This is a genomic window from Acinetobacter sp. YH12102, from assembly GCF_013419125.1.
In the GTDB taxonomy this organism is placed as follows: domain Bacteria; phylum Pseudomonadota; class Gammaproteobacteria; order Pseudomonadales; family Moraxellaceae; genus Acinetobacter; species Acinetobacter pseudolwoffii.
In genome coordinates this window covers 382243-405091 of sequence record NZ_VPAS01000001.1, presented here as the reverse complement: position 1 = coordinate 405091, position 22849 = coordinate 382243, and the positions used below count along the sequence as shown (strand labels likewise).

At 42.5% G+C, this 22849-nt stretch carries 18 protein-coding genes; 13 read left to right on the top strand and 5 right to left on the bottom strand.

Translation table 11 applies throughout. The annotated features are described in order from the left end of the window. Positions 1 to 594: 594 nt before the first annotated feature. A complete protein-coding gene (locus FTU42_RS01900) occupies positions 595 to 2121 on the top strand; it encodes a fumarate hydratase (protein WP_005172753.1) in 1527 nt (508 codons plus the stop codon). Positions 2122 to 2190: 69 nt separating this feature from the next. Here the strand turns inward: FTU42_RS01900 and FTU42_RS01895 are convergent, their stop codons facing one another. The 4 genes from FTU42_RS01895 to tig all read right to left on the bottom strand — a co-directional run bounded on the left by FTU42_RS01895 (position 2191) and on the right by tig (position 6550). Further along, the gene (locus FTU42_RS01895; RefSeq protein ID WP_159138500.1) at positions 2191 to 2907 is read right to left on the bottom strand and encodes a DUF2846 domain-containing protein; all 717 of its coding nucleotides are present in this window, start codon (positions 2905 to 2907) and stop codon (positions 2191 to 2193) included. A 170-nt stretch (positions 2908 to 3077) separates the two neighbouring features. After that, the gene (gene clpX / locus FTU42_RS01890; RefSeq protein ID WP_005095585.1) at positions 3078 to 4388 is read right to left on the bottom strand and encodes an ATP-dependent protease ATP-binding subunit ClpX; all 1311 of its coding nucleotides are present in this window, start codon (positions 4386 to 4388) and stop codon (positions 3078 to 3080) included. Between the two features lie 29 nt (positions 4389 to 4417). Next, positions 4418 to 5023, bottom strand: coding sequence for an ATP-dependent Clp endopeptidase proteolytic subunit ClpP (gene clpP / locus FTU42_RS01885; protein ID WP_005095582.1), 606 nt, complete (start codon positions 5021 to 5023; stop codon positions 4418 to 4420). A 195-nt stretch (positions 5024 to 5218) separates the two neighbouring features. Beyond that, on the bottom strand, positions 5219 to 6550 hold the full coding sequence (gene tig, locus FTU42_RS01880) for a trigger factor (RefSeq protein WP_005095580.1): 1332 nt from the start codon (positions 6548 to 6550) through the stop codon (positions 5219 to 5221). A gap of 261 nt (positions 6551 to 6811) precedes the next feature. Between tig and FTU42_RS01875 the strand changes: the two genes are divergently transcribed. The 8 genes from FTU42_RS01875 (at position 6812) to rdgB (ending at position 17793) form a co-directional block, all read left to right on the top strand. Continuing rightward, positions 6812 to 9076, top strand: a complete 2265-nt coding sequence (locus tag FTU42_RS01875) for a TonB-dependent receptor domain-containing protein (RefSeq protein ID WP_180082945.1) — start codon at positions 6812 to 6814, stop codon at positions 9074 to 9076. A gap of 310 nt (positions 9077 to 9386) precedes the next feature. Beyond that, positions 9387 to 11717, top strand: a complete 2331-nt coding sequence (locus FTU42_RS01870; protein ID WP_180082944.1) for a TonB-dependent siderophore receptor — start codon at positions 9387 to 9389, stop codon at positions 11715 to 11717. Positions 11718 to 11789: 72 nt separating this feature from the next. After that, the gene (locus FTU42_RS01865; protein WP_180082943.1) at positions 11790 to 12473 is read left to right on the top strand and encodes a Fe2+-dependent dioxygenase; all 684 of its coding nucleotides are present in this window, start codon (positions 11790 to 11792) and stop codon (positions 12471 to 12473) included. A 428-nt stretch (positions 12474 to 12901) separates the two neighbouring features. After that, entirely contained in the window at positions 12902 to 14599 is a 1698-nt protein-coding gene (gene leuA, locus FTU42_RS01860; protein ID WP_180082942.1) for a 2-isopropylmalate synthase, read from the top strand. A gap of 112 nt (positions 14600 to 14711) precedes the next feature. Beyond that, positions 14712 to 15872, top strand: coding sequence for a homoserine O-acetyltransferase (locus FTU42_RS01855; protein ID WP_180082941.1), 1161 nt, complete (start codon positions 14712 to 14714; stop codon positions 15870 to 15872). Further along, a complete protein-coding gene (metW, locus tag FTU42_RS01850) occupies positions 15872 to 16465 on the top strand; it encodes a methionine biosynthesis protein MetW (protein WP_005095565.1) in 594 nt (197 codons plus the stop codon). The genes FTU42_RS01855 and metW overlap by 1 nt, the downstream gene beginning before the upstream one ends. Then, on the top strand, positions 16462 to 17052 hold the full coding sequence (locus tag FTU42_RS01845) for a tetratricopeptide repeat protein (RefSeq protein WP_100534625.1): 591 nt from the start codon (positions 16462 to 16464) through the stop codon (positions 17050 to 17052). Before metW ends, FTU42_RS01845 begins: the two co-directional genes overlap by 4 nt. Positions 17053 to 17154: 102 nt before the next feature. Then, positions 17155 to 17793 (top strand): RdgB/HAM1 family non-canonical purine NTP pyrophosphatase, encoded by a 639-nt coding sequence (gene rdgB / locus FTU42_RS01840; protein WP_180082940.1) that lies wholly within the window; start codon positions 17155 to 17157, stop codon positions 17791 to 17793. A 141-nt stretch (positions 17794 to 17934) separates the two neighbouring features. On the opposite strand, the gene FTU42_RS01835 is transcribed toward rdgB, so the two are convergent. Then, positions 17935 to 18816, bottom strand: coding sequence for a hypothetical protein (locus FTU42_RS01835; RefSeq protein ID WP_005095559.1), 882 nt, complete (start codon positions 18814 to 18816; stop codon positions 17935 to 17937). Positions 18817 to 19001: 185 nt separating this feature from the next. Between FTU42_RS01835 and FTU42_RS01830 the strand changes: the two genes are divergently transcribed. From FTU42_RS01830 to FTU42_RS01815, 4 genes are all read left to right on the top strand, one after another. Then, a complete protein-coding gene (locus FTU42_RS01830; RefSeq protein ID WP_005095557.1) occupies positions 19002 to 19220 on the top strand; it encodes a Sec-independent protein translocase subunit TatA in 219 nt (72 codons plus the stop codon). Between the two features lie 9 nt (positions 19221 to 19229). Then, entirely contained in the window at positions 19230 to 19652 is a 423-nt protein-coding gene (tatB, locus tag FTU42_RS01825; protein ID WP_005095555.1) for a Sec-independent protein translocase protein TatB, read from the top strand. After that, complete coding sequence (tatC, locus tag FTU42_RS01820; protein ID WP_074383997.1) at positions 19649 to 20425, top strand: twin-arginine translocase subunit TatC; 777 nt, start codon at positions 19649 to 19651, stop codon at positions 20423 to 20425. Before tatB ends, tatC begins: the two co-directional genes overlap by 4 nt. A 188-nt stretch (positions 20426 to 20613) precedes the next feature. After that, the gene (locus FTU42_RS01815; RefSeq protein WP_180082939.1) at positions 20614 to 22845 is read left to right on the top strand and encodes a PhoX family phosphatase; all 2232 of its coding nucleotides are present in this window, start codon (positions 20614 to 20616) and stop codon (positions 22843 to 22845) included. The last annotated feature ends 4 nt before the right edge of the window (positions 22846 to 22849 follow it).

The window sequence follows — 22849 nt, the reverse complement described above, 5'->3', positions numbered from 1 at the left end:
TTTGAAGATTTGAAGATTTGAAGATTTGAAGATTTGAAGATTTGAAGATTTGAAGATTTGAAGATTTGAAGATTTGAAGATTTGAAGATTTGAAGATTTGAAGATTTGAAGATTTGAAGATTTGAAGATTTGAAGAAAGGTTAATTATTTAATGCCTGAAAATAAAAAAGAAGATGAAGCTTAGGCTTGATCTTCTTTCTGACCATACATCCAAGTTGCAGCGATATATACACAAAAACCACTCGCCATTAAAATACCTGTAACCATTGTTAAGATCTCCCGTTTCAATAGCTGCATTATGTAAAAGTTTTATGACAGTTATATGACAATCTGGTTTTTTATTAATTTTTAAATAACTTTTAAAATTCAAACACTTAATCAAAAATAACAATAAATATGACTATTTTTAGTCTGAAATATGACACTAAATATGACCAATTACTGTCATATTTGACCCGTTGAGCAGCTAAAGTCCTCCTTTAAATTGCCTAAACTATAAACTTTCGGCCAATGCTCGCCCAAAATGCCCACAACCCGATTCTTTTGTCTTATAATTTAGCCCGCTAGCTATCAGCCCGCTCAAGAGATATTTGTATGACAACTATTATCAAGCAAGATGACTTAATCACATCGGTTAAAGATGCGCTTCAGTTCATTTCTTACTATCACCCACAAGACTTTATCCAAGCGATGAGCCGTGCGTATGATCGTGAAGAGAACAAAGCTGCTAAAGATGCGATCGCGCAAATCTTAATTAACTCACGCATGTGTGCAGAAGGCCACCGCCCAATCTGTCAAGATACCGGTATCGTCAACGTATTTGTTGAAGTGGGCATGGATGTTAAATTCGATTTAACCATGGGCCTGGATGATGCAATCAATGAAGGCGTACGTCAGGGTTATTTAGAAAACTCCAACGTGCTTCGTGCATCAGTTCTGGCCGATCCTGCTTTTGGTCGTAAGAATACCAAAGACAACACTCCTGCCGTGATTTACCACAAGCTTGTGCCTGGTAATAAAGTAGATATCACTGTAGCAGCCAAAGGTGGCGGTTCAGAAAATAAATCTAAACTCGCAATGTTGAACCCATCTGATTCAATCGTAGATTGGGTACTGAAAACTGTTCCAACGATGGGTGCAGGCTGGTGTCCTCCTGGTATGCTTGGGATCGGGATTGGTGGTACTGCTGAAAAAGCCATGATGCTTGCCAAAGAAGCATTGATGGAAGAGATCAACATGGACGAATTACTTCGTCGTGGTCCACAATCTAAACTTGAAGAACTTCGTATCGAAATCTTCGAAAAAGTGAATGCTTTGGGTATTGGCGCACAAGGTCTTGGCGGTTTAACCACTGTTCTTGATATTAAAATCAAAGATTATCCATGTCATGCTGCGGGTAAGCCAGTCGGTATGATCCCGAACTGTGCTGCGACTCGTCATGCACACTTCACACTTGATGGTACGGGTGTTGCCAACATCATCGCACCAAAACTTGAAGACTATCCTGAAGTCACTTGGGATTCTTCATCTTCTAAACGTGTTGACCTAGACAACATCACACAAGAAGAAATGAACTCTTGGAAACCAGGCGATACGCTTCTTCTTAACGGTACAATCTATACAGGTCGTGATGCTGCACACAAACGTATGGTCGACATGCTCAACAATGGCGAAGAACTTCCTGTTGATCTGAAAGGCAAGTTTATCTACTACGTCGGTCCAGTCGATCCAGTCGGTGATGAAGTGGTTGGTCCTGCTGGTCCAACAACGGCTACGCGTATGGATAAATTCACACGTCAAGTCCTTGAAGCAACTGGCATGTTCGGCATGATCGGTAAAGCAGACCGTGGTCCTGCTGCCGTTGAAGCCATTAAAGACAACCAGGCAACTTACCTCATGGCTGTGGGTGGTGCTGCTTACTTGGTATCGAAAGCGATCCGTGAAGCTGAAGTGGTGGCGTTTGCTGACTTGGGTATGGAAGCAATTTACAAGTTTGTCGTGAAAGATATGCCGGTTTCTGTCGCGGTTGATGTGAATGGTACTTCTATTCACGCGACTGCACCGAAAATCTGGCAAGCTAAAATTGGCAAGATTCCAGTCGTGGACGCTGCTGCAGGCTAATTTTGACTGCAATAACAAAGCACCCTCTATGGGTGCTTTTTTATTATATTTATTCTGGGAAATGTTCCATTACCAAGTACGCGGATCCCAAAGTTTAAAAGGTGCCTTCAACTGTACATCTAATGATGGATCATAAACAGTTGGTTCAATTTTCTGGGCTTTTTTGCGAATCTGGCCAGTTTCCTGATCTTGCGCCACAAAGTTAAAACTGTGAGATTTAAGCTGAGTAAAAGCAATTTCATTCAGACCGACCTTTTCCGGCATGAGCATGAAGGGCCCCGAGACACTACGCCGCGTGCTGATATTTTCTTCATCATATTTAATAAAATAGGATTGTCCTGCTTCCACACTAAAATCCAGATATTTAGGCTTCTGAAAATGCAAAGCACCCAACGGTCGACTGGTACTTAAACGATATGTTCCTGTAGGAACTTCAATCCAGTAATAATGATTATGCAAAAGACTTGGAATATGTTCTTGATTGATAAACAGGCTGGCAGCGACAATTTCCTGACGGTTCCATCTGGAATCAGGACGGTATAAATACACGATGGCGGCTTGATCATGTTGTGGTTTCACCGTTTGAAACTGATTGCCCTGCTTTTGATTGACCCAGCCACCAATAGTAAACATACCAATACGATGCTGTTCCACAAAGCCCGGTTTTTTTTCAAGATCAATATTTTTTAGAGTGCTGAGTGACTGTGTAGGCTCAACGACGGCTTTCTTACCATGACACCCCAGCAATGCCAAACTGCTGATGAGTACAATTGCGACTCCACGCATGCTTATCCCTCACTGCGTCTTTATTCTTTTATATGCAAGTGCTTTGCGATTTATTTTTTATAAGTTTTAGGCATCCACACCTAGTCAATCAGATTAACACCCAGCTTTATTTTTGGAAATAAAAAACCTGCGAAAACACGGAGTTTTCGCAGGTTTCGGATGAATAGCAGTTAAGCAGATTTGCTATTCACCACTTTTAAATCTATTTTTGTCGCTGTCTCTTGCTGCTCATGCGGTTGACGCTCGGCACGATATTCTGGCTCTGCTTCACCTTTAATCACCGCTTCATTGACGACCACCGTGCCGACATCGCTACGGCTTGGCAGGTCATACATGGTTTCGAGTAATGAATTTTCCAGGATCGAACGTAGACCACGCGCGCCAGTATTACGCTCAACCGCTTTTTTCGCCACGGCACGTAATGCGGATTCTTCAAAGACCAGATCCACGTCTTCCATATCAAACAGATGTTGATACTGACGGGTTAATGCATTCTTCGGTTCAGTCAGAATCTGCATCAATGCTTCTTCATCTAACTCATCCAAAGTGGCAATCACCGGCAAACGACCAATAAATTCTGGAATCAAACCAAATTTTACCAGGTCAGTTGCTTCAACTTGACGGAACAGATCAGACAGCTTCTTGGTTTCATCTTTTTTACGCACTTCTGCGGTAAATCCGATGCCACCTTTTTCCTGACGCTGCTGCACAATTTTCTCAAGTCCAGAGAATGCACCACCACAGATAAACAGAATGTTGGATGTATCAATCTGAATGAATTCTTGCTGCGGATGCTTACGGCCACCTTGGGGCGGAATCGAAGCAACCGTACCTTCGATCATTTTCAATAAAGCCTGCTGTACGCCTTCACCCGATACATCACGCGTAATCGATGGATTTTCAGACTTGCGGGTAATCTTGTCGATCTCGTCGATATAGATAATGCCCTTCTGTGCTTTCTCGACATCATAATCGGCTTTTTGCAAAAGCTTCTGTACAATGTTTTCTACATCTTCACCCACATAACCTGCTTCGGTCAGTGTGGTTGCATCTGCCATGGCAAAGGGTACATCAAGAAGGCGCGCAAGCGTTTGTGCAAGCAAGGTTTTGCCTGAGCCCGTCGGGCCGACCAGCATGATATTACTTTTTGAAAGTTCAACTGAATCGTCAGCTTTTTTGCCATTATTCTGCACTTTCAGGCGCTTGTAATGGTTATACACTGCAACCGACAAGGTCTTTTTTGCGATATCCTGACCAATGACATATTGATCCAAGGCCGCACGGATTTCCTGTGGTTTCGGCAAAGGACGATTGGCCCAGTCATTGGTTTCCACCTGTTGACTGGTTTGAACCAAATCTAAGCATACGTCCACACATTCGTTACAAATGTATGCGTCCTCGCCTGCAATCAGCTTCCCGACTTCAGACTGCGTTTTACCGCAAAATGAACAATGCTTTTGTCCTTGAGGATGTTCGGACATATTTACTCCACTATCTGAATCTTTAAAACTTATGGACGTTTAGTTAAAACTTCGTCCACAAGACCGTATTCTTTCGCTTGCTGAGCAGTCATAAAGTTATCACGGTCTGTATCGCGTGCTACTTTCTCGTATTCCTGACCGCTGTGTTCAGCCATTAAACGATTTAAACGTTCTTTAATAAATAGAATTTCACGGGCATGAATTTCAATATCCGAAGCCTGACCACGGAAACCACCGAGTGGCTGATGAATCATAACACGGGCATTTTCTAAGCAGTAACGCTTACCTTTAGTTCCGGCATTGAGCAGGAAGGCACCCATAGATGCTGCCTGCCCCATACAATAGGTCACCACGTCAGGTTTGATAAACTGCATGGTGTCATAAATTGCCATACCTGCAGTCACTGAACCACCTGGCGAGTTGATATATAAATGAATATCTTTATCTGGATTTTCAGCCTCTAAAAACAACATTTGCGCAACGATAAGGTTCGCCATATTGTCTTCAACTTCGCCCGTCATAAAAATTACACGTTCACGCAAAAGGCGTGAATAAATATCAAAAGAACGCTCACCACGAGAGGATTGTTCTACCACCATTGGCACTAAAGCGTTTTCAATCGTTGGAACATACATACGTTTATTTATTCCTAAATTTTTTGTGACCTAACCCATAATCACAATATGAGGGATAATCACTGAAATTGCAAAAAATTCGCCAATAAATCCATCATATTTTTTGCATTAGTTTTGTGAAAATCAGAAATGCTTTTTTCAGGCATCAATATGAAAAAAAGGCGCATCAAGCGCCTTTTTTATGGAAAGCTAAAATTAAGCTTGTTGACGAGCTTGCTGCTCTTTCAATAAGTCTTCATAGCTTACAGTCGCATCAGTTACTTTAGCAGAAGCCAAAATGTAATCAACAACTTGGTCTTCTAGTACAACAGCTTCGATTTGTTGACGTTGTTGCGCATCGTTTTTGAAGTATTCGATCACTTCGTTTGGATCTTCATAAGAAGACGCCATGTCTTGGATATACGCTTCAACACGTGCAGCATCTACTTCGATTTTCGCATCAGCTAAAACACGGCTAACCAATACACCAAGTTTTACAGATTTTTCAGCTTGTTCTTTGAACAATTCGTCTGGAAGCATGCTTGAATCAAATGCTTGCGCACCTTGAGCACCGAACTGTTGAGTGAACTGCTGAATCATTTGTTGACGTTGACGGTCAATTTCTTGAGCAAGCATAGCCGCTGGAAGTTCAACTTCGTTTGCAGCTACAAGCGCATCAAAAGTCGCACCTTTTACCTGGTTACGCAGGCCGTTTTTCACTTCACGTTCCATGTTTTTACGAACGTCAGCTTTCAACTTCTCAACGCCTTCTTCTTCAGACACACCGAAGATTTCCAGGAATTCAGCATCAATTTCTGGAAGTTTTTGTTTTTCAACAAGCTTCACAGTGATTTTGAATTGAGCTTGTTTACCCGCAAGGTTTTCAGCTTGGTAATCTTCAGGGAAAGTTACATCAATCACTTTCTCTTCGCCTTTCTTCATACCAACGATGCCGTCTTCGAAGCCAGGAATCATACGGCCAGAACCGAGTACAAGTTTGAAGTCTTCAGCAGCGCCGCCTTCAAATTTCTCGCCATCAACCGTACCTTCAAAATCGAAAGTCACTTGCATGTCTTTTTTAGCCATGCCTTTGGTTTCAGCCCAAGCAGCACGTTGTTTTTGAAGATTTTCGATCATCTTCTCAACGTCTTTATCGTTGACTTCAGTTGCTTTACGTTCAACTTCCAGACCTTCGAATTTCACTTCAACTTCTGGATAAACTTCAACAGTCGCTGTATATACCAGCGCGTCGTCTTTCATTTCAGTTTTTTCGATGTTTGGCATGCCCACAGCATTGATTTTCTCTTGCTGGATTGCTTCGAAAACTGTGTCACGAATAATATCGTTTACCACTTCTTGGTAGATACCCGCGCCGTATTCACGACGAACTACGTTTACAGGCACTTTACCTGGACGGAAGCCGTTGATCTTCGCAGTTTTAGCAGTGCGTTTTAAACGAGCTTCAAATTGCTCATTAATACGGCTCGTCGGTACAGAAACATTTAAACGACGGGCAACGCCCGAAACCGCTTCAGAAGTTACTTGCATGGCTTCCTCTATATATTAGGTTATAACAGGTTTATAAAAATGTGCCACATTATATGACAACATTTAAGGATATACAAAAAATACGCGCGAGTTCCAGTTTTTAAACCCTTTTTTTACTTGAATTGGCATCTTTTCAAATATTCAGGCGATTAAATTGAAATGAAGGAATTGTATATTTTTATTGCAAATGATAAATATTATCATTAATATTCCTGAAATTTGATTTGAATCTTTAACTTTCTCCATCTCGGAATTTCGGTTATGCGTAATTTTAATCTTCGCCCACTTGCAGTGGCTATTCTTGGGGTTACAGCTGCTTCTGCACATGCTGAAACAAATAATACCAATGTACCAGTAACACAATTATCTACAATTGTGGTTTCAGCAGCGGGTTATGAACAAAAGATTACGGATGCACCTGCTTCAATTACTGTACTTTCTCAAGATGACTTTAAAACAAAACGAATTACTTCTTTAGCTGATGCTTTGAAAGGTGTTGAAGGTGTTGATATTAGCCCTTCTGCGGGTAAAACAGGCACCCTCAATATTCGTATGCGCGGCATGCCTGCTGAATACACTTTAGTATTGATTGATGGAAAACGTCAAAACTCAGTTGGTAGCATCACACCAAATGGCTTTGGTGAGTCAAACAACAACTTTATTCCACCTATTTCTGCGATTGAACGTATCGAAGTCATCCGTGGACCAATGTCTACCCTGTATGGTTCTGATGCGATGGGTGGTGTGATCAACATCATCACTAAAAAAGTGAATGATGAATGGTCCGGATCAGTAACATTAAGCGGTACAGTATTACCAAAAAGCTCTGAATTTGGTAATCAATACTCTGCTGAAGTATTTACATCTGGTCCTGTGATTAAAGATTTAGTTGGCGTGCAATTACGTGGTCGTAAAGCAGAACGCCAACAGTCTTACTTAACAACTCCTACTGGTGCTTTAACTCAAGGTAACAGCCCGACTAAGTCTGATATTGAAACTTTAGGTGCACGTATTACCGTTACCCCACATGCCGACCATACCATTTCTTTAGATGTTGAAAACACACAGCAATGGTTTGATAACAGTCGTGGGCAGTTAGGTACTTATTTAGATGCTACAGGACGACCAATTGCACCATCAGCAACACAAGGTTATGGTCCAAGCCAAGAATATGAGCGCACTAAAGGCTACATCTCACATGAATGGAATGCTGATTTTGGTAAACTTGAAAGCAGTATTTCACATGTTGAAACTGAAACTATTGGTCGTTTAATCCCTGCAGGCATGTTAAATACTGCTGAAAAAACCAGTTTCCATGACCGCAAACTGACAAGTGAAGATACTTATTTCGATACTAAATTTAGTACACAAAAATTTGAAAATCATAGCTTAACTGTCGGTGCACAGTGGTGGGAATCAAGCGTAAAAGATGGTATCCGCCGTACCAATCCTGAGCTTTCTTTTGACCAATATGGTCTATTTATCGAAGACACTTGGACAATTTTACCTAATTTAAACTTAACATTAGGCGGTCGTTTTGATGACCATAGTAGCTTTGGTGACTTCTTTACGCCACGTGCCTATGTCGTGTGGAATGTAAATGACCAATGGACTGCAAAAGGTGGCTATTCTGAAGGCTATAAAGTGCCACGTTTAGAGCAATTGACACAAGGTTTATCCAACGTTGCTAGCCAAGGTCGTTCGCCTGTTTTAGGTAGCGCTACCTTAGAGCCAGAAACAAGTGAAAACTACGAAATTGGTATGTACTTTGACAACCAAGCTGGTTTTAATGCCAATGTAACATTCTTCCAAAACAAGACTAAAAATAAAATCACTACAGTAGGTGCAGGTTACTCTTTAGTTCATATTCAGGATAAAGATATTGCTGATTTAGTTGCTAAAGGGACTTACGTACCTGGCGTTAGTTATAACGGTCACCCAATCGGATTTGACTGTACAGGTAATATTAGTGCCTGTAATGCAAAATTCCAAGAATGGGGAATTGATTGGAATACTGCAGCAAACCGTAATTTAACTTTAGCTCGCCCATATAATGCAGATGAAGCTGAATCACATGGTATTGAAGTTGGAGCTGCTTATCAAGTAAACGACCAATGGAAACTCTCTGGTAACTATACTTGGACAAAAGGTGAACTTACAGATGCTTTAGGCATCAAAACCGAAGACGCTGATAATGCCGAGCATGTTGCCAACCTTTTAGTTAACTATACTCCTGCTGATAACATGTCATTATGGTTACGTGGTGAATACCGAAGCAGTCAAATTCGTACTGCTGGTGAAGTAAAAGATGCTTTAGGTGACTATGAGGGTTATACACAGTGGCATCTTGGTACTAATTACACAGTGAATGATAATGTAGATATCGGTGTTGCGCTTTATAATATCTTCGATAAAAACTTTGTAGATTACCAATATGTGGGTGGTAGTATCGATGATTACCACAATCGTTATACTAACACTCAAGAAGGTCGTCGCGTTCAGTTAAGCACTACTTTTAAATTCTAAGAAATACATTTCTTAAAAAAACCCTGCTTCGGCAGGGTTTTTCTTATGTCTAGACCCATACTTCCCCCAATAATGCCTATATCTACCCTTTTATAAACATCATTATTCTCAATAAAAAATTAACAATCAGTTTGCTTAATCAATATCCATCAAAAACATAAACTTAAATAATGATTGTTACATCATTACATTTATAAACTCATTTAATATTTTCTTAAAGATCATGAATTCCCATAATAAAAAGATAAAAATAAAAACAAGAATCATTATTATTCGCATACATTTTCAGCATTCATCTATTAGGTTTAACATGACCTTCATTAAAACACGTAAAAAAATCGTTTCCTCTGCAATTGTTTCATCTTTATCAATAGTAGCTGGATCTGCGATGGCAGAAGAACAGGTGATCCAGTTAGAAACTATTCATCAAGAAGTCAAAGCTGAACAAGCACCCAGCTTAAAAGTAGATCAATCTGCGAATAGCAAATTTGTTGCGCCTTTACTCGACACACCAAAATCAGTATCCGTCATTTCAAAACAGCTAATTGCAGATACGCAAGTGACGACTTTAAGTGATGCTTTACGTACTGTGCCGGGTATTACCCTAGGTGCAGGTGAAGGGGGCAATCCAAACGGCGATCGTCCGTTTATTCGTGGTTATAACTCTGAAAGCTCCATGTATGTAGACGGCGTTCGTAATGCCACTTCACAAAACCGTGAAATGTTTGCTGTCGAACAGGTCGAAGTGACTAAAGGTTCTGCGTCTGCCATGGGCGGCGCAGGAGCGACCGGTGGTAGCATCAACATGATTTCTAAAGTTGCGAAGAAAGGTGACTTTTTAGAAGGCTCGGTCGCTGGCGGCACAGATAACTATCAACGTATTACTTTAGATGGCAATAAAGATTTCGGAAATGGTATCGCAGCACGTGTTGCGGTAATGGGCCATCATAATGAAAAAGCTGGCCAGAAAGATGGTGCGGAATATAAACGTGCCGGTATTGCGCCAAGTATTAGCTTTGGTCTGGACACCCCTACTCGCGCGACTTTGGGCTATTACTACTTAAAGTCTGATGATACGCCTGATGCTGGTGTACCTTACGGGACACTTGGAACTGCTGATACTACTGGTAAACCCATTGATGTAAAACAAGGCATTTACTACGGATGGCTTAATCGTGACTTCCAAAAACAAGAAAATCAAATTGGTACATTTAAGTTAGAACATGATTTAAATGAAAATTTAACACTTTCTAACATTGCAAGTTATACCCGATCAAAAAATGATTATGTATGGACTCAACCTGACGATAGTCAAAAAAATATTGCCAATGATGAAGTTTGGCGCCGTGCCAATACGCGTATTACCGACACAGAAGGCTATAGCGATCAGCTAAGCTTACGCGGCAAGTTTAATACAGGTGCTTTACAACATAGCTTTAACATCGGTGCTGAATATAGTTATCTAGAATCAGATAAAGGCAATTATACAGTTAACAATTCTGGCAATGTTAAACCTGTTCAAACAGTTGATGCTGCTGGCAACCCAGTCTTTGATAAAGATGGTAAACCTGTAATGACCAACCCAATTGGAGGTAACCCTGCATCTGGTGCATGTTCTACAAATTACGGTTATGGACAAGGTGCTGCATCTGAATACTGGTGTACTTCTGCTCTTAACCCTAATTCACGAGATCCATGGTTAGGCAGTATTACTGTAAATAAAGCCGTCACCACAACAACTGCAGAAACAACATCTATCTATTTATTAGACAGCATCGAAATCAATCCTCAATGGATAGTCGATCTAGGTGCACGTTGGGATAAATTCGATACGGAACTTAAAACCAATGCAACCGGTGTAAAAATTGAAAACAATACGGACTTTTTCTCATATCAAGCAGGCTTAACATTTAAACCTGTAGAAAATGGTTCGATCTATGCGAGTTATTCGACTTCTGCAAACCCAGTAGGGATTGATGCAGGTGATGGCTCTGAAGCAACAGTCAATGCCAACAATAAAGACCTTGACCCTGAAGAAGCTCGTACTTTTGAAATCGGAACAAAATGGGACTTATTAGATGAAAAACTGAATTTAACTGCTGCCATTTTCCGAACAGAAAAACAAAATACGCGGATTCAACTGGATGCTAGTACATATACTAATGGCGGTGAAACCCAAGTTGATGGTATCGAATTGGGCTTAAACGGTAACATTACCGATAAATGGGCAGTTTCAGCTGGCTATACTTATCTAGACAGCGAAACTGTGAATCCAGGCCCATCTTGTAACCGTCAAGGCGTGTGTACACCGGATAACCCTGCCAAAGGTAAACAAATGCAGAATGTGCCTAAAAACTCTGCAACCCTGTGGACAACTTATGCAATAACTCCAGCTTTAACTTTAGGTGCGGGTGCTGTGGCAATGGATAAAGTTTATGGTGATGCAGCCAATACCAAGTGGGTTCCAGGTTATGTCCGTTATGATGCCATGGCGCGTTATAACGTGAATGAAAATGTTGATTTGCAATTAAACGTCAACAACCTGTCTGATGAACGTTACTTCACTAAAGCTTATGCATCTCACTATGCCACTGAAGCAGAAGGTCGTAGCGCAGTATTGGCAATCAACTTTAAATATTAATTCAATGTAAGCGCATAGCCTCCTTATGGGGGCTATGCTATTTTCAATATAAAATATTCAGGAAAAGTCTTCGTGCTGCATCATATTCCAAACGTACTGAGCAAAGAACAAGTACAATATTTCCGTGAGGAGATGAATAAAATCGAGTGGGTGAATGGCAAGGTTACGGCTGGTACGCTCTCTGCAACGGTGAAACAGAATCAGCAATTGCCTGAAGATTATCCCCTGACCCATCATTTAAGTAATATTATTCTTGAATCATTGGGTCAACATCCGCTATTTCTATCGGCTGCGATTCCACTCGATATCATTCCCCCTCTGTTCAACCGTTATGAAAATAACGAAGCCTTCGGTTTCCATGTCGACAACTCCATTCGCCGTATTCGCGGCACGAATGAACGTCTCAGAACCGACTTATCCTGTACGGTTTTTTTGAGTGAACCTGAAGAATATGCCGGTGGTGAACTGGTGGTTGAAGACACCTATGGCTATCACGAAGTGAAACTGCCTGCCGGCGATATGATTCTGTATCCATCCACCAGTTTGCATGAAGTCACCCCAATCACCTCAGGTTGCCGAATTGCCTCATTTTTCTGGGTACAAAGCATGATCCGGGATGATGCAGAACGGCATATGCTGTTTAATCTGGATCAGAGTATTCAAAACCTGAGAATGCAGCTGGGTGATCAGCATGCCGAAGTTATGAAACTGACCAATTTGTATCACAACCTCATGCGCAAATGGGCCGAGCTTTAAAAGCTTGCCCGGATTAAATGTCTTTAGCCATCTAGGGCTATCTTTTCTAAAAACAGAGGCTGATATGGCATGATTGGGTGTAAAAAATAACGGCTTATTTCAAAATTAAGAAAATATAAAACACTATACTTAAAATACATGGGAATATTTTTCAAAACTTAAAGCTTATAAGAAAATCTTTATTAAGATACGACTAAAATCTATTAAAAAAGCAAAAACTTTTCGGTTTAACTGGATTAAACTTAAAGTTATAAGTTGATCATGCAGGTTTTGTGATTAAAACTAAATCCCAAATATTCCAGAAGATTTTTAGTTTTAATGCTGGTTCCAATCTGTATGTAGACGATTATAGACACAATCTATTCGGTAACCTTTGCCAGTGCTTCAACCAAGCGCAGACTCTATCAGGTTACACAAGGAGCTCTCTCATGATGTTGGCTGATCCAAGTAAAAAATACCGTCGCATGTATCAACGTGTGGACTTACCAGACCGTCAATGGCCGAACAATGAAATCAACAAAGCGCCAATCTGGATGAGTACTGACCTGCGTGATGGTAACCAGGCGATCTTCGAGCCAATGAACATGGAGCAAAAATTCAAGATGTTCCAGATGTTGGTGAAAATCGGTTTCAAGCATATTGAAATTGGTTTCCCTTCAGCATCGCAAATTGACTTTGATTTCACTCGTAAATTGATTGAAGAAGATCATATTCCTGAAGATGTTTATATCGAAGTTTTGGTTCAAGCCCGTGATCATTTAATTGCTCGTACCTTTGAATCTTTACAGGGTGCAAAACGTGCCATTGTGCATATCTACAACTCCAATTCACCGACTTTCCGCGAGAAAGTCTTGAATGTAGATGTAGCGGGCGCAAAACAATTAGCCGTCAATGCAGCACAAAAAGTCAAAGAATATGCCGCAAAACAGCCTGAAACTGAATTTGTCTTCCAGTACAGTCCGGAATGTTTCACTGCGACTGAATTAGAAGTCGCAAAAGATGTCTGTGATGCTGTGACTGAAATCTGGGAAGCATCACCGACCAATAAAGTGATCTTGAACTTGCCAGCAACAGTGGAAGTGTCAGGTCCACACGTCTATGCCGATCAGATTGAATGGATGCACCGCAATATCCAGCGCCGCGACGGCGTGATCATTTCTGTACATTGTCATAACGACCGTGGTTGTGGCATCGCAGCATCTGAATTGGCGATCATGGCTGGTGCTGACCGTGTGGAAGGCTGTGTCTTCGGAAATGGTGAGCGTACCGGTAACGTCGATGTGGCGGCGATTGCATTGAACATGTATACCCAGGGTGTTGCACCAAATCTGGATTTCTCCAACATTAACGAAATCATCGCGACTGTTGAAGAATGTACCGGTTTGCCAGTACATCCACGTCACCCATATGCCGGTGATTTGGTCTTCACTGCATTCTCGGGTTCGCATCAGGATGCCATCAAAAAAGGTTTCGAATTCCAGAAAGACCAGGAAATGTGGGATATGCCATATTTACCAATCGATCCGAAAGACTTGGGTCGTGACTATGATGCCGTGATTCGCGTCAACTCACAGTCAGGTAAAGGCGGGATTGCCTACTTGTTGGAATCGAATTACAACGTGACTTTACCACGTCGTTTACAAATCGAATTCTCGCAAATTGTACAGAAACGTACCGATGAACAAGGTACTGAGATTTCTGCAACCGAGATCTGGAAATTGTTTAAAGAGACCTATGTCGATATTAAACATGCCCATTACTCGACCAAAAACTACAAATTGTCGGATGACAATGGCAATCAGGTGATTGAGCTGGATCTTGAAGTTGAGGGTCAGTCCCGTCGTGTTCGCGGTGAAGGCAATGGTCCAATTTCTGCAATCCTGGATGCACTTCAGTTGCCGATTGATGTGGTGAACTATGAAGAGCGCAGCATCAGTTCTGGCGCGCATGCCAAAGCCTTGGCCTTGATTGAGCTTCAAGTCAAAGGTACCGGTAAATCGGCCTTTGGTGCAGGGGTACATGACAACATCGTGACCTCTTCAATTGAAGCGATTATTGCATGTACCAACCGTCTGATTGATCAGGGTGTCTTGAGCACCGATCAAGTGATTGCTGCAGCAGTCTAAAAAGCGCTATTAGAATTAGCAATAATTCATAGCACTAAAATGACTTTAGAAGGATATCCGCTAGTGGTATCCTTTTATTATTCATACTCAAGATTTAAGGCGAATCCTCCCCGTGTCTTTTTCAGCTGACTCAGTGGGCATTGTTGTCCCACAAAAGTTCCAATTTGAAGAGCCGTTAGAGCTTGAATGCGGTCGCATCCTCCCACGTTTTGAACTGATGCTTGAAACTTACGGCAGTTTAAATGCCGATAAGTCGAATGCCATCCTGATTTGTCATGCCCTTTCTGGCCATCACCATGCCGCAGGTTATCATCATGAAGATGACAAAAAAGCCGGCTGGTGGGACGCATGTATCGGGCCCGGCAAAGCCATCGATACCTCAAAATTCTTTGTGGTGTCTTTAAATAATATTGGGGGTTGTAACGGCTCTACCGGCCCGACTTCACCCAATCCTGAAAATGAAAACCGTCCTTATGGTCCGGATTTTCCACTGGTCACCGTGCGTGACTGGGTCAAAACCCAAGCCCTGCTCTCTGATCGTTTAGGAATTGATACCTGGGATGCCATCATTGGCGGTTCTCTGGGTGGCATGCAGGCCTTGCAATGGTCAGTGGATTACCCGAACCGTTTAAGAAAATGTGTGATTATTGCCAGTGCGCCAAAACTTTCAGCACAGAATATTGCCTTTAATGAAGTAGCACGTCAGTCAATTTTGTCTGATCCTGACTTCCACAACGGCCGTTATCTGGAAAATGACAGCTATCCCAAACGTGGTCTAATTCTGGCACGTATGGTCGGTCATATTACCTACCTGTCCGAAGAAGCCATGAAGCAGAAATTTGGCCGTGATCTGAAATCTGGCAAATTTATGTATGGTTTTGATGTCGAATTCCAGGTCGAAAGTTATTTGCGTTATCAAGGTGAACAGTTCAGCCGTAACTTTGATGCCAATACCTATCTGATCATGACCAAAGCACTGGATTATTTTGATCCGTCACGTGAATATGAGCAGTCACTGAAAAAAGCCATGGCCCATACCCGGTGCAAATTTTTGGTGGTGTCCTTCACCACTGACTGGCGTTTTACCCCTGCCCGCTCGCAGGAAATTGTGGATGCCTTAATTAGCAACCATAAACCGGTGAGCTATCTGGATATTGATGCCGAACAGGGTCACGATTCCTTCCTGTTCCCGATTCCCCTGTATGTAAAATCTTTGCGTGCATTCCTGGGTGGTGAAGAACACCTGAAAGCCACACCGAAGGAGGCCGTATAATGCGTATCGATCAACAACTCGCTGAAAAGTGGATTAAGCCCGGTTCTAGCGTACTCGACCTCGGTTGTGGCGATGGTGAACTGCTGGCACAAATGAGTAAAAAACACGATATTCGTGCATACGGATTAGAAATTGATCAGGAAAAGATTGCAATTGCGGTCAGTCGCGGGTTAAATATCATCCAACAAGACTTAAACCTCGGTTTAAGCCGCTTTGCCGACCAGTCTTTTGACAATGTGGTCATGGCACAAGCTTTGCAGGCTGTAGATGCACCTGACGTATTATTGCGTGATATGGTGCGTGTAGGGAAACAGGCCATTATTACGTTTCCAAACTTTGCCCACTGGAAGACCCGTTCTTTCTTGGCGATCAAAGGAAAAATGCCGGTTTCTGAAGCCTTGCCTTATATGTGGTATAACACCCCGAATATCCACTTATGTACATTCCGTGACTTTGAAGCACTCTGTGCGGAAAATAACATCAAAATTATTAATCGACTCGCTGTGAACGGGAATCAAGAAGATAGTTTGCTGAGCAAACATCTCCCTAATCTATTTGGTGAAGTCGCAATTTATCGAGTGAGCGCGCTATGAAAAAATTATTATTAGGTACGACGCTACTGGCTGGACTTTTTGGCATGCAAGCCCATGCCGACTATGTTGCTCCAAGTCCTTCTGTTGCCAGTCAAGCGGCTCAGTATTCAGTAATGGATATCAACAGTCTGATCAAAGCAGCTAAAGCAGGTCAGGCCGGTGCACAGTTTTATCTGGCCACCAAATACCAGTATGGCAAAGACATTCAAAAAGATGAACGACAGGCCTTTGCCTGGTACAAAGCTGCTGCCGATCAAGGTTTAGCCGTGGCGCAGTTAAATGTCGGCCGTATGCTGGCAGATGGCATGGGCACCCGAAAAGATGAAGCGCTGGCACGTCAGTATTTTGAAAAAGCAGCCAGCCGTGGTGATAACCGTGCCAGCTTTAACCTGGCCATGATGGAAGAGAAAAAGAAAAACTACATGGGTGCTTATCAGTGGTATGAACTGTCTACCCGTGATGGCATGCTCGACAATAAAGTGATTACCCTTTCTGAAGGCAAGAAAACAGCATTGGCGGCAAACTTGACCCAGGAACAGATCCGTCAGGCGCGTGACCGTGCCGACAGATGGATTCAGGCACAATAAAGCTGAATGGTATAAATAGCACCTTCGGGTGCTTTTTTATTGCCTACAAACCCGCAATGGCAGTTAAAATAGCACGATTGATATTTAGAGAATGAGTGACACATGGCTTCTACAGATTGGTTATCCCAAGGCACACTGGTATTGGCAAGTAATAACAAAGGTAAAATTGCCGAGTTTGAGAAAATGTTTGCTGAATTACAATTACCTGTTGAAGTCGTGGCGCAAGGTAAATTGAATATCGAAGATGCCATCGAAGATGCCATCGAAGATGGCTTAAGCTTTGTTGAAAATGCCATTATCAAGGCACGTCATGCCTCTAAAATCTCAGGTAAACCTGCGATTGCCGATGATTCAGGCATTTGTGTGCCAGTTCTTGGCGGAGCTCCTGGGATCTACTCAGCACGTTATGCCGGTGAACATGGCAATGATGCCGCCAACAATAAGAAACTGCTGGCAGATTTGAAACCATTGCGTAAAGATAGCGAAGCGATTGAAGGCATGTTTGTCTGTGTACTGGCACTGGTTCAACATGCTGAAGATCCACTGCCACAAATTTTCCAGGGCATCTGGACGGGTGAAATTTTAGAAGCAGCACGCGGTGAAAATGGCTTCGGTTATGACCCGCTGTTCTGGTTGCCGGAACTCGGTATTTCCAGTGCAGAAATGAGCAAAGAAGAAAAGAATAAAATCAGTCATCGTGGTCAGGCCATGCAGCTGTTTAAAGCCAGTTTGGCGAAATAATTTGTTTTACCCCTCCCTTTTCCAAAGGGAGGTCGGGAGGGATTCAAATTTACCTCTTATCAAGAATCCCCCTAAATCCCCATTTTTCAAAGGGGGGGGACTTTATAACTCTTTCTAGCCTTCTCTCCAAAAAAGGAAACTTTATAGCGTAGGCATCACCGCATGCAACACCAGCCCATAGATCCCAATCAAAATTGCACTCGCAATCGTCCCCGAAGCAATATATTTAGCAGAATGCCCTGTGCCCTGATAATGGGTTTCTAAAGCCACGATGTTCGCTGCCGGTGGCAATAAGAAATACATCATCATTACACTATAAGTCAGGAGCTGATGTGGAATCGGCAAGAATATATAGGCAATACCAGCCAAGCCTAATGCAAAAATAAAGCGCCCGCTGATCAGCACCAGACTGCGCTTTAAATCCCTCAGCTGAATACGGACATGACGAAGCCACATGCCCAAAATGCACATTCCTGCAAAAGTGACTAAAAATTTATTGGCTGCATATGCCCATTGAAGGGTGGGATGAAACTCATAATGACTAAAGTCCCAAAATGATAAAACCCCTGCAATACTGAGTGCGATCACCGGTGGTGATTGCAGGACATTTTTCAGAATAAATGTCCAATCTTGGCGAGTTTGGCTCACGGCAATGACAGCACTGACATTCCCAAATAATGAGCCACCAATATAAAGTGCAATCATGGTCGACATTGCGTCAGTGCCAAACACTGCTAAGGCAAACGGCAGACCGAGCCATACGCCATTCAAATAGCTAAAACACAGCGCACGCAATTTATCTTTGGCAAAATAATAAAACAGGCTAAACAGCACAATTGAACTAAAAATACTAAAGCCCATCAGCCACAGACTGCCCGCTTTATAAAACACCATATTGTAAATAATCAGCACAGGAATCAGGACACGTGCCAATAAAGCCGCCAAGACAGGTCGAATTGGCTTTAAATATTGCACGCCCCAATAACCAATCAAAAAAGACAGCAGGGGAAGAATCAAGGCCATGACAGTGCTGCTGAGATTTCCATATCAGGTTATATGCTAGCACAGCATCCTTTTCATCTAATGATAGATTTTTCATATGAATTACTCATTACCCTGCTGCCGTGTCGGCAAACTGTCATTAAAGCGTCACTGCATTGTCATACAAGCCTGCTGAGATAGGGGCATGAAATATAGAGGATAAAATAATGGCAGGATTATCAATTTGGCATGTGCTGATTTTTGCAATTGTGGTGATTTTATTGTTTGGTACATCGAAGCTGAAAAACCTGGGTAAAGATGTCGGCGGTGCAATTAAAGACTTTAAAAAATCAGTCAAAGATGAAGAAGTAGAAATGGCCAAGCTGCAAGAACCGCGAACGATTGATGCACAAGTCAAAACCCCTGAAACCTCAATCAAGAGTTAAGAGTCCGCTATGCTCAATATCGGAATGACCGAGCTGCTGATTTTTGGGATTATTGCACTTCTGGTGCTTGGGCCAGACAAGTTACCTGAGGCAGTCCGTTTTGTCGGAACATGGTATGGCAAGATCAAGCGCATGGTCAGCAATGTTCAGAACGATCTGGATCGTGAATTACGCTTGTCCGAACTGCGAGAACAGATGCAGGCCGAAATGCAGCGGATCCAGCAACTCGAAGCCAAGATGCAGGCACAAATGGCAGATTTGCAGCAGCCGATTGCAACTGATGAATTAAAAGTAAAGCCTCAGGCTGCCCAGCCCGTGCTTCGCTATCAGCCTGTAGTACAGCCCGTATCAGTGGTGTATTTACCTCAGCCTGCACAAACTCAAGCAGTGATTTCCCAACAACGCTATACAGAAATGAAGGTGGCCGTATGACGTCTTCACCGACCACACCTGCTTCAAATGATGCTGCAGCGCTGAACCTTGAAGAGATGCCGATTACCCAGCATTTGGTGGTGTTAAGAAAACATCTGTTTAAAGTGGTTGCTGTCCTGATTGGCCTGTTTTTCTGTTTGCTGCCCTTTGCCAATCAGACCTATCAATGGTTATCTGAACCTTTACGGGCACAATTGCCTGCCAGCTCGACCATGATTGCCACGGATGTGACGGCAACATTCATGGCACCGTTTAAGCTGAATTTCTTTGTGGCGCTGATGATCACAATGCCGTTTATTCTGTATCAGCTCTGGACATTTGTTAAACCGGCGTTATATGCCAAAGAAAAGAGTCTGGCACTGCCGCTTTTGATCGGCAGTATTGTGCTGTTTTATACCGGGATCAGCTTTGCCTACTTTGTGGCCTTACCTTCGATCCTGCATTTTTTTATCAGTGTCTCGCCGGAAACTGTGGCACCGATGACCGACATTAACAGTTATCTTAGCTTCTGTTTAAAGCTGTTTCTGGTCTTTGGTTTTACCTTTGAAATCCCGATTATTACCTTGGTTTTAATCCTGATTGGGGCAGTTTCAACACAAACCCTGGTGGAGAAACGGCGCTTTATTATTGTCGGCTGTTTCTTTGTCGCGATGTTCGTGACCCCACCAGATGCACTGTCGATGATCATGTTGGCTGTACCGATGTGGTTGCTGTTTGAACTGGGTTTGCTGGCCGGAAAACTGATCGAAAAACGGCGTTTAACCGATCAATAATAACTACAACCCAAAAACAAAAAGAATCATATTTAACTCAGGCAGCCAAGGCTGTCTTTTTGTTTTATACAAATAAAGACATTGATTTATTTAACTTTATTGAAATATTGACTTAACCAGATTGTCATACTTTAAGTCTATTTTGTTCATAACTTTATAACCAAGCCTTTTTTGCCAGGAACTAAAAAATGACAGATTATTTAGATTTCAATGACGATTATGACAGCAACAACTCGGGGAATGCAGAATTCACTCAAATTTTGCAAAAAAATATTAACCGCCGCGAATTGATCAAAAAAACAGCTGGTGGTGCAGTTGCCTTAACTTTGGCAGCTTCTTTAACCGGTTGTAGTGATGACGATGATGAACCAAATAACTCAGACAATCCTACTCCACCATCAACTGAACCAGATTTAACAGCGAAACCAAGCTCGCTAAAATTTAAGGCAGTCGAGAAAAATACTTTAGAACAATTTTCGGTGCCTGAAGGCTACGATTTCAAAATCTTGCACGCTGTAGGCGATCCTCTGAATTCAAGCCTGCCAGTTTGGGATGAAAACAATATTCCAAGTGGTATTTCATATGAGCGTCGTGTTGGCGATAACCATGACGGCATGACCTTTTTCGGTATGAATGCCGCTAAGCAAAATTATGATGCAACAGTATCTGATCAAGGTCTGTTGGTCATGAACCATGAATATCTGCAACGTGGTGATCTACACCCTCGCGGTAATGCTTTTGATCCAAAAGATATTACTGAAGATGAAGCGCTCCGTGAAATATATGCACATGGTGTTTCAATTGTTCACTTGAAAAAAGATCCAGCCACTCAAGCTGTTAGCGTGAATCTGGACTCACCATTTAACCGTCGTATTACTGCAGCAAGTGAAATTGAATTTAGAGGCCCTGTAAAAGGTCATGCCTTGGTACAGACAGCATTCAGCCCAACTGGCTTGATTACACGCGGTACGATCAATAATTGTGGTAATGGCTATACTCCGTGGGGAACCTATCTCACCACTGAAGAAAACTTTAACCAATACATCGCACGTAAAAAAGAAGGTGACGCTGGAGATATACGTGATGCCATGACTGAACATGCCATCTCTCGCTATAAAGTGAACAATAAGGCAAGCGGTTATAACTGGCAGAGTATTACAGCTCCAACACTTTCATCTGTAGATATGTTCAGCCGTTGGAACACTGCCGCTTTAGCGAACACAGCTCAAGAAGATTATCGCAACTCGATTAATACTTTCGGTTGGATCGTGGAAATTGATCCATTCGATAACCGTAGTCGCCCAGTAAAACGTACCGCTTTAGGTCGCTTTGCTCATGAAGACTGTCGTGTTAGCCGTGCCATCGAAGGTAAGCCACTTGCATTTTATATGGGCGATGACTCTCAGGGCGAATACATTTATAAGTTTGTGTCAGCAACCAATTGGAATCCAAGTGATATCAATGGTGGCTATGCAGCTGGTGACAAATACATGGACAAAGGTAAGTTCTATGTCGCCAAGTTTGATTTTAATGAAGCTACCGGTGAAGCGCGTGGTGAATGGCTTGAACTGTCCATGAATAACCCGAAAATTACGAGTTATGACAAATATCAGTTTAAAGACCAGGCCGATATCTTGGTGCATGCACGCCTAGCTGCCGATGCAGCGGGCGCGACCAAAATGGATCGTCCTGAATGGGTTGCCGTAAATCCTGAAAATGGTGAAGTTTATGTGACTTTAACCAATAACTCACAACGTGGTACCGGTCATGCCATTGATGCAGCTAACCCACGTCAGTACTCGGACGATGATGATGCAACGAACCGTCTGAGCGGTAACATCAACGGCCATATCATTCGCTTCCGTGAAACAGGTGACGATGTTACTGCAACATCATTTACATGGGATATTTTCCTATTCGGTGCCGAAGCAGATTCAATCCCAGGTGTAAATCTTTCTGGCTTGACGGATGCAAATGATTTCTCTAGCCCAGATGGTATGTGGTTTGATGACCGTGGCGTATTATGGTTACAAACTGACGATGGTGCATATACGGATACAACCAACTGCATGATGCTTGCAGCACTTCCTGGTTCAGTGAGCGATGGTTCTGTACAAACCGCAACAGCGGGCACAGGCACACAAAAAACACCTATGGGTGCGAAGCTAGATGACTCGAAGCTACGCCGTTTCTTGGTTGGTCCTGCTGGCTGTGAAATTACAGGGGTTACCATGACACCTGACTACAAAGCCATTTTTGTAAACGTGCAACATCCGGGTGGTACTTGGCCTGCCAACCAAGCTGAAAATTTAATCAGTACTGGTCGTGCATATTCACGTCCACGCTCAGCAACAGTCGTGATTACCCGTAAAGATGGTGGTGTCATTGCAGGTGAATCGTTAGAAACCCCTAAAGCTTAAACTC